General features: G+C 43.9%; 8 protein-coding genes. 1 reads left to right on the top strand and 7 read right to left on the bottom strand.

What is annotated here, in order from left to right; all coding sequences use genetic code 11:
• Positions 1-7 precede the first annotated feature (7 nt).
• The 4 genes from EWE74_RS16015 to EWE74_RS16030 form a co-directional block, all read right to left on the bottom strand.
• A complete protein-coding gene (locus tag EWE74_RS16015) occupies positions 8-3,136 on the bottom strand; it encodes a SusC/RagA family TonB-linked outer membrane protein (protein ID WP_130142613.1) in 3,129 nt (1,042 codons plus the stop codon).
• Positions 3,137-3,531: 395 nt separating this feature from the next.
• Complete coding sequence (locus EWE74_RS16020; protein WP_130142614.1) at positions 3,532-4,662, bottom strand: ROK family protein; 1,131 nt, start codon at positions 4,660-4,662, stop codon at positions 3,532-3,534.
• Positions 4,662-5,822: an MFS transporter gene (locus EWE74_RS16025; RefSeq protein ID WP_130142615.1), complete on the bottom strand. Its 1,161-nt coding sequence runs from the start codon at positions 5,820-5,822 to the stop codon at positions 4,662-4,664. The genes EWE74_RS16020 and EWE74_RS16025 overlap by 1 nt, the downstream gene beginning before the upstream one ends.
• A 12-nt stretch (positions 5,823-5,834) precedes the next feature.
• Entirely contained in the window at positions 5,835-7,583 is a 1,749-nt protein-coding gene (locus EWE74_RS16030) for a class I mannose-6-phosphate isomerase (RefSeq protein WP_130142616.1), read from the bottom strand.
• 139 nt (positions 7,584-7,722) lie between these two features.
• Between EWE74_RS16030 and EWE74_RS16035 the strand changes: the two genes are divergently transcribed.
• On the top strand, positions 7,723-8,460 hold the full coding sequence (locus EWE74_RS16035) for a GntR family transcriptional regulator (protein WP_130142617.1): 738 nt from the start codon (positions 7,723-7,725) through the stop codon (positions 8,458-8,460).
• Between the two features lie 21 nt (positions 8,461-8,481).
• Here EWE74_RS16035 and EWE74_RS16040 read toward each other — a convergent pair whose 3' ends face one another.
• Genes EWE74_RS16040 through EWE74_RS16050 form a run of 3 tightly spaced genes read right to left on the bottom strand, consistent with a single transcriptional unit; the run spans position 8,482 to position 15,884 of the window.
• Positions 8,482-10,062, bottom strand: a complete 1,581-nt coding sequence (locus EWE74_RS16040) for a sulfatase family protein (protein WP_130142618.1) — start codon at positions 10,060-10,062, stop codon at positions 8,482-8,484.
• 6 nt (positions 10,063-10,068) lie between these two features.
• Positions 10,069-12,411, bottom strand: coding sequence for a GH92 family glycosyl hydrolase (locus EWE74_RS16045; RefSeq protein WP_130142619.1), 2,343 nt, complete (start codon positions 12,409-12,411; stop codon positions 10,069-10,071).
• Entirely contained in the window at positions 12,408-15,884 is a 3,477-nt protein-coding gene (locus tag EWE74_RS16050) for a glycoside hydrolase family 38 N-terminal domain-containing protein (protein WP_130142620.1), read from the bottom strand. Before EWE74_RS16050 ends, EWE74_RS16045 begins: the two co-directional genes overlap by 4 nt.
• Positions 15,885-15,894: the final 10 nt, after the last annotated feature.

A 15,894-nucleotide genomic window follows, 5' to 3' on the forward strand; every position in this document is an offset into this window, starting at 1 on the left:
ATTGAAGTTAAAAGTTCACGTTTAAACCGACTGATATTGTTTTGTTTAACGGATAGCTATATCCATAATCGCCTAGGCCGCCTCTAGATACATCTGGATTAGAATAGAATTCCGGGTCCATATATCTTAGTTTAGTGAATGTTAACAGGTTATAAGCGTTTACATAGAGCCTCACCTTTTTAAGGTTAACTTTGGTCAGCCAGTCCGAAGGAAGGGAATATCCTAATTCTATCGATTTCAATCGGATATAAGCTGCATTTTGAATATTAAATTCAGAATTATAATTCGGATTCGTGCCCGTAAAAGCATAATCTCCCTCTATCCATTCTGTAGCCGGATCGTAAGGACTCGCTTCTGGGTTTGTGGGGCGCCACCGATTTAGAAATTCGGTCAATGCATTAGTATCCGACCACAGGGGTTGGTATAAAAATTCCCTCGCAGCAAAATACCGTTTTCCCGCCCCTTGCCACAACATATTGAGGTCAATTCCTTTCCAGCTGGCAGACAATGTGATACCATAGTTTATCAAAGGTACCATGCCGTTGACAGCTAGCGGATGGACGTCCAGGTCACTAATTTGTCCGTCACCATTCCAATCGAGGTATTGATAGTCACCCAATGTCGAACCTCGACTGATATAGGTTGTATTGTAATATAGGTCGTCCCAATCCGTAATGATACCATTGCCCGCATACCCCCACCAAATGTTATTGTAACGTTGGTTATTATTCTGACGCCAGTTTAGGTAAGAGTTGCCCGCTCTAGCTCGTTCAAAATGCAGTGTTTTTACGCGTGTGTAAGAAATGTTTCCGGCAATCCTGTAAGAAAGGTCCTTCCATTTATCTGCATGATATAATTCAAGTTCGATACCTTTTGTCAAGTCGCTGTTGAGATTTTCCTGAGGTTGGGCGGCACCAACAATACCGGGAAGCGACTGGCTACGGGTAGCTAAGAGGCCGTGTCGTTTGCGTTGGAAAAGCTCTAATGTACCGCCGAATTTACCCGTCCAGGCATCAAAGTCAAGCCCTAAGTTGAACATATCTGATTTATACCAGGTGATCGCTCTATTCGCAACACCCTTATCGCTGGAGCTGTTGATAAAATTTCCGTCGAATACGTATCCGGAAGGTAAGCTGACACTGCTTCCGCCGGTGGCAGGATAGTAATATCCTGTTAAGAAGTTGTAATCATTTGTTGCGGCATCATCCAACATTCTCCCATAGGATGCCCTTACCTTGAACAGATTTATGAAATTTAAAGAAGAATTTTTTATAAAATCTTCTTCCGATATCACCCAGCCCGCCATGATGGCAGGCGTGCCTGCCCAACCCGACTGTCCCGAAAACCGTGAAGACGATTCATACCGATAAGTAAACTCCGAGAGATATTTGCTCTTATAGTTATAAGCTAAACGACCGACGTATGCATGATAAGCATAATCGTATAACGAACCGCTGCTTACACTTTGATTTATTTGCATTTTATCCGTTATTCCCGCAAATATCTGGTCCAGTGGTAACGCCAACTGCCTACTGCCGTAGAAGTTGTCGCCTTCCCGATGGGTATTTTCAAAGAGCGCCATGGACGAGATGAAATGATCTTCAAATTGTTTTTCATAGCCTATTTGCACATTCCATAGGTTAGCATCTTTTCCATAAAAATACCTTGCCACACGGTTAGGTGCATCACTTTGGGCGTTCCATGTCCTTGGGTTTCCTCCAGAGTCATAGAGCTGGTAAGCTTTACTGAATTCCTTATTTTCATTTAAGGTATAGTCGTAGCTATATAACCCTTTTACATATAACCCATCTAGGAATGGAGCATCGTACCGTAAAGAGAAATTGGATTGGAACCATTTGCTTCGGTATTCGTTTTTACCTACCAGATCACCATCCATCATAGCCGCCGGATTTTGTAATCCCCCATTTGACGGTTGCCAATATTTTGTCTGTTCGTCATCATAGAATACCCGGTCCATAGGTTGCATGAGCCACATGCCGCGGATAATATCCGACGAACTATAAGGTGTTGATTGGCGATCATCCAACGTACCGGCAAGATTCATGTCAAACACCAGATTGTCCGTTATTTTAGCCGAAATATTCGATCGCAAATTGAATATTTCGTAATTAATAGCGTTGGTGCGTAAAAAGCTTTCCTGTTTTTGCAGCCCTAAGCTGGAATAAAACGATATTCTATCGCTTCCCCCCGATGCATTAAGGGTATACATCTGCTGTGGGGCGCTATTTCTGAATATAGCGGACACCCAATCCGTACTTTTCAATTCGCCACTTCTATATTGTTCTATTTGTTCATCCGTATACGGGCGGGTAGGGTTATCCACATTATGGGAGCTTCGTTCGTTATAGAGTGTCATCCAATCTACGGCATCTACCAGTTTTGGAAAATTTGATGGCCGTTGCCAGAGCATGCTGCCGGAATAACTAAGATCGATTTCCCCTTGCGCTCCTTTTTTGGTCGTAATGAGTATAACACCATTTGCCGAGTTTACACCATATATCGCAGCTGAGGCGTCTTTCAATACCGAAATGCTCTCTATGTCTTCCGGATTGAGACGTGCCATGTTATTACGGGGTACACCGTCAATAACAATCAGTGGGGAGCCCAGCCCACGTATGTCCATCGAATTATTGAACTGGCCCGGCTCAGCCGAATTCTGTACGACACGCAAACCAGGAATTTTACCTGTCAACATATTGGGAAGACTCTCATTTTTGGTCGTGACGATCTCTTCGCCTTTAATAGCAGATACCGCCCCTGTCATCGTTTTCTGGGCTTGCTGACCATATCCCACCACCACAACCTCTTCGACCATCTGGTTATCATTCTCCATGTTAATCCGGATATCGTCCGTAGTCGTAATAAGGTGTTCTACGGGTTTGTAACCTATATATTGAAAGGTAAGCGTGCTTCCTAGGGCAACGGTAATGGTGAACCTTCCCTTGTCATCACTCGTAGTCGTATTTTTAGTGTTCTTTTCACTAACGGTGACTCCTTTGAGCGGCCCGAGTTTGTCTTGTACTACACCGCTTATGGCGACTGGATTTTGGCCCTGTCCAAATGATGCTGTAACTATCAGAAACAGCGTCCATGTTAAAACTGTTATTCTGTACATTTATTTATAGGTTTTATTGGAAATGAATAATAAAGATCCGTTGATGGGAGTATTCGTTTTGCTCATATCTTTTCATGGTTTATAGTATGGTATTTTTAAATTCTCTATCCGCCATCGCAAAATATGGGGATAAGCTCACATATCGATATCGTTTTATCTATATGTTCATACAAATATAATTTGTACATATTTAATATCAAAATAAAAAACTCGTTATTTTTTATTTTTTTTGATAACGGATGAACAGCTTTTTACAATATAAGTAATTAATAATCAGTGTTTATATTCGTTTCCATATGAAAAACACGTTAGCATGTAATATTTTTGCTCTTCATATAAAACGAATCTCTAACCCATTATATTTTTATTATGTACCAACAAATTAGTTATATGGTTTATTGATCATGATCAAGTTGATGAAGAGCAAAATTATAGGCACCAATGGCAATGGCTTGATTCGTGCCGAGGGAAGAAACGGTTATGGCAGTCTGTTTTCTTTCGTTATATCTAATGTCCATTTCCACCGATTCGGCGTTCTTGAAAGAGATAAATCTATTTTCGGACGCGCTAGCGTAGAATTTCTGCTGGTCGTTGACATCTGTTAAATCAAAGACCTGCGCCTCCATTCGATTGAAGGAGTCTCCGGAAAAAGTATGCAAGGATGTCCGCAGCTCCTCCATGAGCGCGGGCATAATGAATTTTTGAGCCCCCATCAGTCCACCTCCCAATACCACTAACCCATCCACAATGGCTATCATATGGGCTATACTGTCAGCCGCCACCTCACCGAGCAGTTCAAAGCTTCGGATAGCCGCTTGTTGATACCCCTCCTTTTTGCCTTCTGCAATTTCAAAAATATCCTGAGGGGTAAGGTCAGCAGCGTGTACACCAGCGAGGTTGCCATACTCCCGTATAACCCCTCTTATACTTACGTTTTCTTCGGCCAGCATTGTTGGATATCGCTTGTTCCGGAAAGTCCAGATATCACCACCACAGCCATTATCTCCGTCGAGTAAGACGTTGTTGATCACCACCCCTGAACCAAAGCCCGTTCCAAAGGTCAATCCAATTAAGTTTCTGTATTTCCGGCCACTATTTTTGTTTTCCAAAAGTTGATTGATCGCCGGCAGCGCACCAGCCAACGCTTCTCCATAGGCAAATAAATTGCCGTCGTTATTTATAAATACCGGCAATTTAAAATATTGTTGTAAGTAAGGGCCTAATGGTACACCGCCACGAAAAGCAGGAAAATTGGGTAAATCACCTATAATTCCGTTTTTGTAGTCGGCAGGACCGGGAAAGGCGAAACTTATCGCCACCGGAGGTTGCAAGCCGCTCGTTTGGAGCAGTGCGACCGAACGGCTGAAACCTTCGATTAATATTTTTAGACATTTACCCAGATCATTTGGGGAGGCCGGCAGCGTAAATGAGGGAATAATTTCTTTATTGCCTTGTATAGCCGAAAACGCAAAGTTGGAACCTCCGGCATCTAGTGTGAGTACAGTTCTGTTGTCAAATTGGTACATTATTGGATGTTTTTAGGTGCGAACTTAAAGGAAATCGCCAGAAGATAAAGCACAAGTATCAATAATAAGCTGAAGCCGAATGTAATGTCCGTTTTTTGGGTGACGAAGCCTATGATAGGCGGAATGATAGCACCTCCAGCTACACCCATGATCATTAAAGACGATATCTCATTTTGTTTATCCTGTTTCAGTTGCAGCGCAAAGGTAAACAGAATCGAAAAGACGTTGGCACAACAAAATCCAATAATGACAATGCCCAAGTAAATCATTGAATTTGTTTGGGTGAACAGGAGTAGCAACACACCCAATATAGCTACCAGCATATTGATTTTCAGAAATCTAGCCGGAGCAATGCGTAACAACAGAAAAGAGCCCAGAAAAGAGCCCGCTATGCGTGATCCGAAATACAGGCTGGAGCTTAACCCCGCTTTATCTGTTTCCATGCCTAATTTTTCGATAAGCAATTGGGGCGTAAATGTGTTCATGGACACATCGATACCTACCAGGACAAGGATACCCAAAAAAAGCAGCAGGGTATTCCTGTCGTTCAGCAGCCTGATAATGTCTCCGAAACCGGATGTTTCCCCGTGACGTATTTTTTCTTCAATAGGTGTAAAATAGAGGTAGATTCCCGTGCCGGCTGATATGAAAGCATACGTTAGCAAGGCCAACTTCCAATCACCGTAATACGAAGCGGCAAAACTGGCGAGGATGGGGCCTAAAAAAGAAGCGATGGCTTTTGTGAATTGGCCAAAGGTCAGCATGCCCGCCAGCTTGTCGTCACTTACGATGTTGCTTGCCAGTGGATTGATAGCCACCTGCAATATGGTATTGCTGATACCCAGTAAAATAAAAGCAAAGAGCATGCTGGGGAATGTATAATAAATCGACGGTATGGTTAATGCGACGATACTTATGCCTATGGAAAGGACGACCATGTTTTTCTGTCCGTATCTATTCATCAGCAGGCCTGCCGGGATAGAAAATACGGCAAACCATAAAAACACCATCATAGGTAGTGCCGACGCGGCAAATGTACCTAGGTTAAAATCGTCCCGGACAAAATTTGTAGACACGCCTACGATATCGACCATGCCCATTACAAAAAAGCTGAGTAGAATAGGGATAAATACGTTGATGCGATTTGTTTTGGTGCTCATGTTATCCAGATTTTATGCTTTGAAACGAACGTACGCTTTTATAGTCATGCATTCCTTTCCTTCGGACGCTCCATATGGCCGTATGCTATACTGTCCCAAGTGAGCCGGAATGATAAAGGTCTCGGCGTAATGTACAATAAAGGGCTCGAAACTTGCATCTATACTTTCTACGATAGCTTCCTCCCCTTCGACCAAGTTAAGTACATTTACACTGTCGCCAGTATAATGGACAACCCTTTTGTTAAATCGGTGCCTTCTGGTTTCTATAAACTCATGATCATGTAGGCCTGTCCGCTCTTCCGACCAGCCGTCGCCACTGTCTACCGCCTCTATGGTATTCACCAGATATTTCATGGTATAGTCGTAATCCCTTTCCCAGTCTATTACTTCCAGACCACGTTCCACATTGATAGGACGAGGTTTGCCATTGAGCCCTAGTCTTCCCCAGTCCCACATTTTGAAGGTAAAGTGGTTGGGTGTGGAGCTTATTTCCAGCACCAGGGTCTCCGGTCCGGAGCAATGCACCGTTCCGGCGGGGATCAAAAAATGATCATGTTTTCTCACCGGTATTTTATTGGCATATTTTTCCGCGTCAAACGGCATGATACTTTTCTGCGCATCGCGTAAGTCTTGTGCCATCTGTGTTTTGTCCACTTCGTTCTTCAAGCCCAGATATACCATCGCGTCTTCTTTGGCATCCAGCACATAATAGCTTTCATCTTGGGTATATTTCATTCCAAAATGCTGGCGTATGTAGTGGGTAGTAGGGTGTACCTGAAAACTGAGGTACCCACCGCCTACCGTGTCTAAGAAATCAAACCGGATAGGAAAATCTTTTCCAAAGCGAGATTCTACAGGTCCTCCTAACAATGCCTTCGCACGGAGCAGCACCACATTTATCGATGGGAGTTCAAATGTGGTTCCTTCAATAGAAAACAAAAGGCTGTTTTCCTCTGGTACACAGTCGAAGCACCAGCCATAATTGGCGACCTCTCTGTCCAGGTCACAAACCTCTTTCATCCATTGTCCACCCCATGGCGCTGGCGCAAAAAATGGCACTACGCGAAAAGGGCGGTTTACCGTTTCATCAATCCCCCGCATAAATGTTGCCTTATCGATGAGTTTAGGTGCATCTTCTATATGGGTGTCTATCCAGAATGCGATACGGTCAAATAGAGATTCTTTATGTGTGTCGCAGATCAACCAGTCGTTGAAATAACATCTTTTGTGCTGGCTCTCAAAAGTATCTTTGCTGTTATCTATACCGATGCTATGTACGCTTCCTTTTCGCATGCGGAGTTGATGTTCCCAGCGGGCCAGATCGGCATAGACCAACGTCGCAGAAGCAGGAGCTATCAGCGAGGCACCTATACCTAACACGATAGCATTGCCGTCGTGCTGTTCCAACCATTCTTTAGCAGCAGCCAACGCTTCCGGATCAAAATAGTCAACCAGCTTAAGAGGCGTAACATAGCCAAACAAAATGTCTTCCGTAACGTACGGGGCTGTCATATTTCGGATTTCCTCTTCTGATTTTAATAAATCTCGGGTGAGGATAACCTTATCGGGATGAAGGACTTCTAAAGCTTCCGCTATTTCGGACTCGTATACGCCTACATACATGTCAATAGCCAGTATACCATTACTTTCTATAAGTGGACGGAAAATAGAGCGAATATTATCCCATCCAGTGTGTATCTGACCGGATATAATGGTAGCGGGATACTTGTCATAATTTGAGCGTTTTTTTTGAGCAGTCATTTGTCTTATTTAATGTATGAACAAATTAAGTATGTGCAAATATATAATTTATTTCTATTTGTCAAACTGTTTTTGAGTAAATATTGTTTTATTTCATATTTTTACCTAAAATTTGGCTATTTTGATATATTAGGCATACATGAAAAGCAATTCATTAGACAAAAAAGAACTAGATCCGCTTCATATTCAAGCAGAAACATATATAAGGCAACTGATCGAAAAAGAAGAGTACAAAGCCGGTAAACTACTTCCCACTGAAGTTGAGCTCGCTAAAATGTTGAACATTTCAAGGAATACATTGAGACAAGCTATCAATAAGTTGGTATATGAAGGATTACTGTTGCGTAAAAGAGGGCATGGAACGAGAGTCGTACGCAAGGGAATTGTAGGTGGTATAAAAAATTGGTTGAGCTTCTCCCAAGAAATGAAGATGTTGGGTATAGAGGTTAAAAATTTTGAATTGCATATTCGTTATACCGATGCCCCCACAGAAATTTCCAATTTCTTTATGCTGGAGGAGAAAGAAAACACCAAATGCTTGCTGATGGAGCGCGTCCGTGGCAATACCAGTTATCCTTTTGTCTACTTCGTTTCTTATTTCAATCCGGATATACCCTTGTCGTCTGACGAAAACTTCCGACGTCCTTTGTATGAGATTCTCGAGAAAGATTTCGGCGTCATCGTAAAGACGTCCAAAGAAGAAGTGTATGCGCGGCTAGCGGGAGACTTGGTTGCTCAAAAACTCGAAATCAAGGCAACCGATCCGATATTGGTCAGAAAGAGATTTGTTTATGACGATAAAGGTAGGCCTATTGAATACAATATAGGTTATTACCGTGCAGATAGTTTTACGTATACTATAGAAGCTGAAAGATAGCTTCTATAGTATACGCAGGCATTACTTATTCGTTGCAAAAGGTTCCAGTTTTTTCCGTAGCGTTTGCCGAATCTGGTGATAGGTGGTTTTATCATATACATTATTAATCTCCAAAGGATCTTTTTTAAGATCATATAATTCCCAGTGGTCGAATTCTGTTTGCTTCGTCTTTGGGTCTACATTTTTCCAATGGATTAGTTTATAGCGATCGGTCCGTATGCCATAATGCGGTCGCACGCCACCCACAGCTGGATAGTCGTAGTATGCATAATATAACGCATCCCTCCATTGGAGGTTTCTATCTTTTCTGAGGATGGGCATCAGTGATCGGCCGTCCATGTCATCTGGGATTTTTATCCCGGCGGCATCCAATATAGTAGGAGCAAAATCGATATTTTGTACAAGTTTGTCCGTACGCTGTCCACCTTCAATATGACCGGGATAAGCTATAATTAAAGGCGTTCTGAAGCTTTCTTCATACATGAATCTTTTATCGTAGAGGCCATGTTCTCCCATGAAAAACCCTTGATCCGATGTGTAGACAATAATCGTGTTGTCTTCAAGGTCATTTTCTTTCAGATAATCCAGTACACGACCCACCTCGTCATCGACAGACTTTACAGTTTTACAATAATCCCGGATATAGCGTTGGTACTTCCAGCTGATTAACGCCTTACCCTCCGGTCTGTTCTGTAGGAAATCGTGGTGGATGGAGCGGTAGGCTTCGTCCCATACTCTACGTTGTTCAGGATCCAGTCTATCCATGGCAAGCGCCCAGCTATCTCTGATATAGTCTAGCGTAGGCTCATTTTTTAACGCTTCGACCTTTAGATCGAAAGCATACCCCAGGTGTTGTGCGATACTAAGTTCGTGTACGTCCATCTGCCCTCCGCGGGTCGCGTAATCATCAAATAGCGTTGGGGGCTCCCGGAAAGTCACATCCTCATAAGCATATAAATTTTTAAGATCAGGCATCCAGTTTCTATGTGGAGCCTTATGTAAAATGACCAGGCAAAACGGTTCTTCCTTGTCTTTTTCTTTTTCCAGCCAAGTAAGGGCATGGTCGGTAACCAGTGTGGTGGCGTACCCTTTTTCCTGTATGTATTTTCCCTCTGTAGTCGGGTTTCGGAAGGCCGGATTATAATAATCTCCCTGGTCGTCGAAAAGATCATAATAAGTAAAACCTTTCGGTTCTGCGGCTAAGTGCCATTTTCCAAATACCGCTGTAGTATACCCAGCTTTTTGCAGATATTCGGAATAGAACGTTTTGCCCGTATCCAGACCATATCCAAAAAACATCTGACCATGATTTTTGCTATACATACCCGTCAGCAAGGTAGCCCTGCTGGGCGTACAAATTGAGTTCTCTACAAAAGCTTGGTCGAATACGACGCCGTTTTCCGCTATTCGGTCTATATTCGGTGTTGGCGCCAATTTAGAAATAGGGTGTCCATACGCACTGATCGTTTGAAAGGAATGATCATCAGACATGATCCAGACGATATTGGGCTTTTTATTCCCCTCTTTTTTTACCTGCGCATTCGTATGGTTCAAACATGCCAGCATGGTGCATAGCATAAGAGGTAAGCTATATTTTCTCATGTTGTTTTATCGTTTAGGATTGTTTTTGCTATTAAATTTTAATTCACCGCCCTTAACGAGATCGTGGAATTTGATTTCGAATCCGTTGACTTTCTTCCCGTTAAAGTGCGTATCATGTATGTATCTTGCGTCCTCGCTTTCTCTTTTTGTGAGGATATACAATCTTTCACCAAGATAATATGCCGGATTTAGCTGTATGCGGATCTTCTCAAAAAGCGGCGTGCTGAATTGAAAAGTGGGCGTTTCCGCCGTTAATCCTTTGACATCAAAGAGTCCCATAGCAGCCATCACATACCAAGCCCCTAATTGTCCCTGATCCTCATCCTGTCCAAAACCATAACCATGTATATCCGATACACCATAGAATTTATCACATATGGCCCTTACCCATTTTTGGGTCAGATCAGGTCTTCCTGCAAAATTGAAAAGCCAGGAAACATGGAGGTTGGGTTGATTCCCATGGTTATAAACAGCCTGCAAACCAGAAAAAGCATCCAGTGTTTTACCGCCACCGAAGTAATCCTCTTCCGATAAGAGCATAATACTGTCCAGCCGGTTAACAAAGTCTTTTCTACCCATTTTACGGACTAAATCTTCGATATGATGAGGTACATAGAACGTATATTGTATGGCATTTCCTTCCTGAAATCCGCGCCAGGGCTCCTGTGGATTGAAATGCTCGATAAAATTACCCAGACTGTCTTTCGGACGGATCAAGTCTAACTTATCGTCATACAGCAGACGCCAGCCATGCGACAGTTTTTTTAATTTTTTATAATCCTCCCGCTTTCCCAACGCCTTTGCAAAATTAGCTACCGCATAGGCGCTGAATGCGTATTCCAAGGTATGCGAAGCGGCGAAACCTGAACCTGCCGCTGTGGTCTGCATGTGCAGTTCATCCGCATAAGGCGAGTATCCTCTGTTCACAAATTGCGATACATCGAGCTTGCCCGCTCCGGCAATCCGGTTGTGACCGTCCAATTCATTTTTACGTGCGGCATCGTAAGCGAGTTGTACATCGAAATTCCGGATACCTACATTATAGGCTGCGGCGATCGCCAGACTGGTGAAATTCGTCCCTACACCGGAGACGTACCGGCTAGCCGCTATACCATCGCCTAGCCATCCAGCATCTTTATACACCAGGAGCTGGCTTTTTATCCAATCGTCGTAATATTCGGGATAGACTAAGGACCATAACTGTGTGAGATTCCAGAATGCCCCCCAAATGGCATCGGTATTATAATGTTGATGGATAGGTACGTTATGGATATCGGTAGGTATATACCCTATACTGCCATCATTTTTAGGGTATGCTCCATTGCAATCACTAGCCAGACCCCGGCCCAACAACGCGTGATACAAACCGGTGTAAAATTTTATTTTATCGTCCTGTTTACCCCCTTCCACTTGTATCCTGCCCAGCATATTATTCCACTCCTGCGAAGCGCGTATTTTGGCTTGTTCGAAAGAGAGCTCGTCCGCTTCCTGCTTTAGATTTTGGCGTGCATTCTCTATCGATGTATAGGATAACCCCGCTTTTATGACGATCTTTTCTTGCTCTTCCGTGTCAAAACTTAGATAAATTCCGGCACCCACACCCTTTTCTTTTCGTTTACCTTCGGTTTTTGTCTTTCCCTTAAACGTTCCCCACGACGTTGGTTTTTTGTCAACCACCGCCGAGAAATACATTTTGACATCAGCTCCCTTTTGATAAATATCCACATATACTGGATTCGTAATCACATAACCCTCGATGCGGTATCCGCCGTCATATTCGACGTAGGCATCCAATACGGGGCCGCTTTCTCCCTGTCTATTTCCGATATCAAAGAGCACATGCGATTGATTGGAGCGGGGGAAAGTATAGCGATGGAAAGCCACCCGTTTCGTCGCCGTGAGTTCTGCGGTTACCTGATGCTTTTTTAGATACACGGCGTAATAGCCCGGTGCAGAAAACTCATCTTTTTTATCAAAGGTAGAGCGATATCCGTCTTCCGGGGTCTCCAGTTTCCCAGGGTAAGTCAGCAGTCTGCCCGTTGCGGGTGCGAAAACAACCCCGCCGATTTGAAATTCATGGAAATTTGGGAAACCCTCGATGGATGTATGATGTGGATCATATCCCACCGCTTGCCAGCCACCGGTATTTCCATAATGCCCGTTTGTCGAAGGGCCTGCCTTGGCCATACCAAAAGGTACCGAAGCGGGAGCATAATGAAACCATCTGGAATGCGCCGTTCCTATGCCCGTTTTTACATAGGCGGTTAAGCTATCTGCAGTTTGATGCTGGAAAGCTGCACTCGGTAAGCAAATCGATAAAAATAGTATGTAGAGTAATATCTTTTTCATTTCGTGACATTATTTAGGGTGACCAATATATTCTGAACAGCATATGGTTTTAACCATAGATCTTCCTCATCGAGTTTGCTGATGATCTGTCCTTTGTTATCGCAATTATATTTATGGTAGTGTTTAAAGTTTTTCCAATCTATCTGGAAACGGGATGTCGCATCATCTTGGTTAAACAGCCGCAGGAAGAGATTTCCATCGATCATCTTCATGGTCGAAAGTGCCACTTGTTTTGTCCCTACAATTTCAAAAGGAGTAGCAATCGGCATTTTATTGGATGTGCATATCGTCGTCAGTTTTTGAACGGCCTCTGTTCCTTTTCGCTTATGGGCTGCCAAGTTATCCGGGCTAGATGGAGAAATGCTATAATGAAAGGAAGTTATGCCCGGCTGTGAGGCTTTATAGTTGGTTGTCCATGAATTATTCATTACCCAAGAATATATATGGCTGCTACCGAGTGAAGCGCTAAGCTGCCAATCGGTACGCGAACGGCTTTGCGTACGCCAACCCTCCGCACTCATGTTACCGAGCTCTATAAAAGGAGCTTCCGTCGTGGTCAGCACGATCGCTCTATCGCTATTCATTACCGAAAGTTGATTTTGTACAGCATAATAATTTTTGTTTACGCCACGTAGTTGCTGCCGCTCGGGGAATATAGAACACCAGGCTTGATCCAGATTGATTTCGGGATTGGTCACATTAAAATCAAAATGGAACCGCAGGTTCTCGAAACCATCGGTTTCACTTTTATCGATGATATTCGCTATATCTAGTCGGTCTATACCCCGTATCAAGGTTAATTCCTTATATAACTTTTCGCATCCCGGAGCGTCCGATTCTATACGAATCACCGCGAATACAGGTCCATTTTCAATGATACGGACCATAGTATTCGTAACCTCATCTGAAAGTTCCTCCAATCCTCTTTTGGAATGTACAAATCCATTTAAACCCTCCGCTCCAGCATAATTATGCGGATCCTTGTCAAATGTCAGTAATGTAATCACACCTTGCTCGTCCAGCCCAATCTTTACCCGGTCGCTTGCCATCTCATCATCCTGAGTCTGCAAGGTCAACGGGTAATTCCGTTTATGGTTGACCAAACGGTATACCCGGGAGGCCAAAGGCGGGATATCTTTCGCGAGAAAACACCAATTCCCGTTCTGCTGTTGCTGTAGTGGGAAAATATTGCCCTGTTCGTCCTGAATGGACAAGCTGTGCAGATCCCGATAGGAAACAAAAGATACCAAATCCGTTCGAACCCAGGAGTTGCTATTGAGTACTTGTATATAGTCGCCCTCTTCTTGGCGGATTTTGTCCATCAGTTCCGCTTCCAACGTTCTGGAGATGCTGTCTGCTGCCAGCGCATAACCTTTTTTCTCTTCCCATAAATCTTTGGTAAACGCGCTATTTTTATCGTGGAAGCTGTTAGACGCTCCCCACGTATGTTCCGAAAATAAGTTAACATACTTCCACCCTACTTTAAATCGTTCCGTTGGAAAATCTGTTGGGGATAAGATAGTCCACTGTACTTCAAGTTGGTTGAGTTTTTCAGCCGTTCTCCTATTGATACCCAGTTCCCGGGCACTTGACGCCGCACCATCTTCCCAAACCGGAGAGAGGTCGCCAGCATAGGAAGGCAGTACATTTCCATAGCGCCCTTCCAATGCTTCGAATGCTTCCTCGGTAGTAGAGATGGAAAATTTAGGGTAGGCGTAGGTCTCGTTCCATTTCTTGATCACGTCCGCCATTTCGCGATCCGGTGGCCCGTTATCACCGTGTATGGTATAGCGCATATACGAAATAGAATAGGGATACGCTTCATTTTCCATATTCTGGAGGATTTCCCATATCGGATCGAGGCCACATACCGATAGCCGGTCGTATATCCAACTGTGAAAGAGCGAATATCCGGTACCTGTTGCCCAATACAGGACTTTATCTTTTCCAGAGGCCGAGGTCCAATAAAACGGTTTATTTCCCCATATCCTATGGAAATGTGCCAGTCGGCTGCCGCCTCCGGGATAACTTGGCGTATAGTTTGGTGCCGACGAAAAATATTTGATTTTATTCTGTGCCAACGCGGATGTCATACCCCATACAGCGCCAGGCACATCACTGAACAGCACACTTTGGAATTCCATGCCCAATTCTTTCTCCAACGTCTGGGCATCATCAAAATAATGCATAAGCTCCTCTTGCCGGCTTATTCCACTCAACATACTGCCCAAAGATGCGTCCACGCCAATACGGCCATTCCGAATAGCCTGTTTCAATCTGGCCGCTTTAGGTGTGTCTTCATACTGCTGCAAGTAAGCGTGTAGATACCAGGTCGCTTCCGTGTTCCACTTGAATTGGGCATGTGGCGGATAGTGTTCCGTCCGATCAATCAAATCAAGTGCTAACTCCAGGTTGTCCCACTGGCGCCGTAAAACCTCGGCCTGTCTGTGCGTATAACCGATGTCCTGGTGTGAATGCGCTAAGAAATGTATTTCCCATTTACGTGCCCCGGGTATATTCAATTGCTTTTCTATCTTTCCTTGGAGGCTTTCAAAGGCCAACTGTAGCTGCTCTTCATTTTCCATGAGCCCCGCTGTTAGCGTTCCACGGAATTCGTAAAGACCTCTTTCGCTTGTAGGAATGTGCAGGATCTTCTGTTGTCCTCTGCACTGAAGACGCAGTTTTCCACCTGTGTATAGCGGCTGGTCGAAGGTTAGACGAAATTCACGGGCGGGACCATCCAGTGTTTTTCGGTACCCCTGGGCAGCTATGAACTGCAGGCCGTCCAGTTTCGGCAGCTGGCCGATCGGCAGCTTTTTTCGTGTATAGAACCTGACTTTGCCCAATCCATAATAGTTGATGTTCTGTGCTCTTCGCTCGGCATCCTGTAGAATGCCGGCATTATGAGGAACGTGATAATGATTCCCGGAGTCGGCGTCGATTGTTATCCATAAACCTTTTATTTCCAATCCGCGTAAAGCAATGGAAAGATCCATGTCCTGTTCGAAAGAACCTCCCGATTCCGGAAAACAGAAATGGTCTTTCTCGCCATTACGGAGAGGTTTCCAGTGTTTGTCATCTTGCGTATAGTGAATATATACTTTATTCAGTCCTCTTTTGGTATGGTCATTTTGATTATAGTTCCAGATCCCCATTTGTTCCAAGATATACGGTTTATCAAATTCGAATAGAATCCAGCCTTTACCCTTCGGCACCTGTTGGTTGCCTTGTACATTGTGTTCCGCTACCTTAGAGAGCCACATGTCTCTGCCCTGCGCATTCTTGACCAGTCTTCCTTGTACAAAGCTTTTGTCTGTAAGTAGGTTCTCTGCGGCGAAATGTTCAAACTCGCTGCTGGCAGACACTTGTATATGCGACGCGGAAAGCTCTTGCCATATCGAGGTTTCCTGTGCAGACAACAAGGTCCATTGGAGGCCGATCTGTAATATAATGAATAAGAAAAATCGGATCATACGGATTGCT

Source organism: Sphingobacterium corticibacterium (genome assembly GCF_004208525.1).
GTDB lineage: Bacteria > Bacteroidota > Bacteroidia > Sphingobacteriales > Sphingobacteriaceae > Sphingobacterium > Sphingobacterium corticibacterium.

Coding starts and splice junctions, on each gene's coding strand:
- EWE74_RS16015 (WP_130142613.1), bottom strand. CDS start 3,136: ATGTACAGAATAACAGTTTTAACATGGACGCTGTTTCTGATAGTTACA.
- EWE74_RS16020 (WP_130142614.1), bottom strand. CDS start 4,662: ATGTACCAATTTGACAACAGAACTGTACTCACACTAGATGCCGGAGGT.
- EWE74_RS16025 (WP_130142615.1), bottom strand. CDS start 5,822: ATGAGCACCAAAACAAATCGCATCAACGTATTTATCCCTATTCTACTC.
- EWE74_RS16030 (WP_130142616.1), bottom strand. CDS start 7,583: ATGACTGCTCAAAAAAAACGCTCAAATTATGACAAGTATCCCGCTACC.
- EWE74_RS16035 (WP_130142617.1), top strand. CDS start 7,723: ATGAAAAGCAATTCATTAGACAAAAAAGAACTAGATCCGCTTCATATT.
- EWE74_RS16040 (WP_130142618.1), bottom strand. CDS start 10,062: ATGAGAAAATATAGCTTACCTCTTATGCTATGCACCATGCTGGCATGT.
- EWE74_RS16045 (WP_130142619.1), bottom strand. CDS start 12,411: ATGAAAAAGATATTACTCTACATACTATTTTTATCGATTTGCTTACCG.
- EWE74_RS16050 (WP_130142620.1), bottom strand. CDS start 15,884: ATGATCCGATTTTTCTTATTCATTATATTACAGATCGGCCTCCAATGG.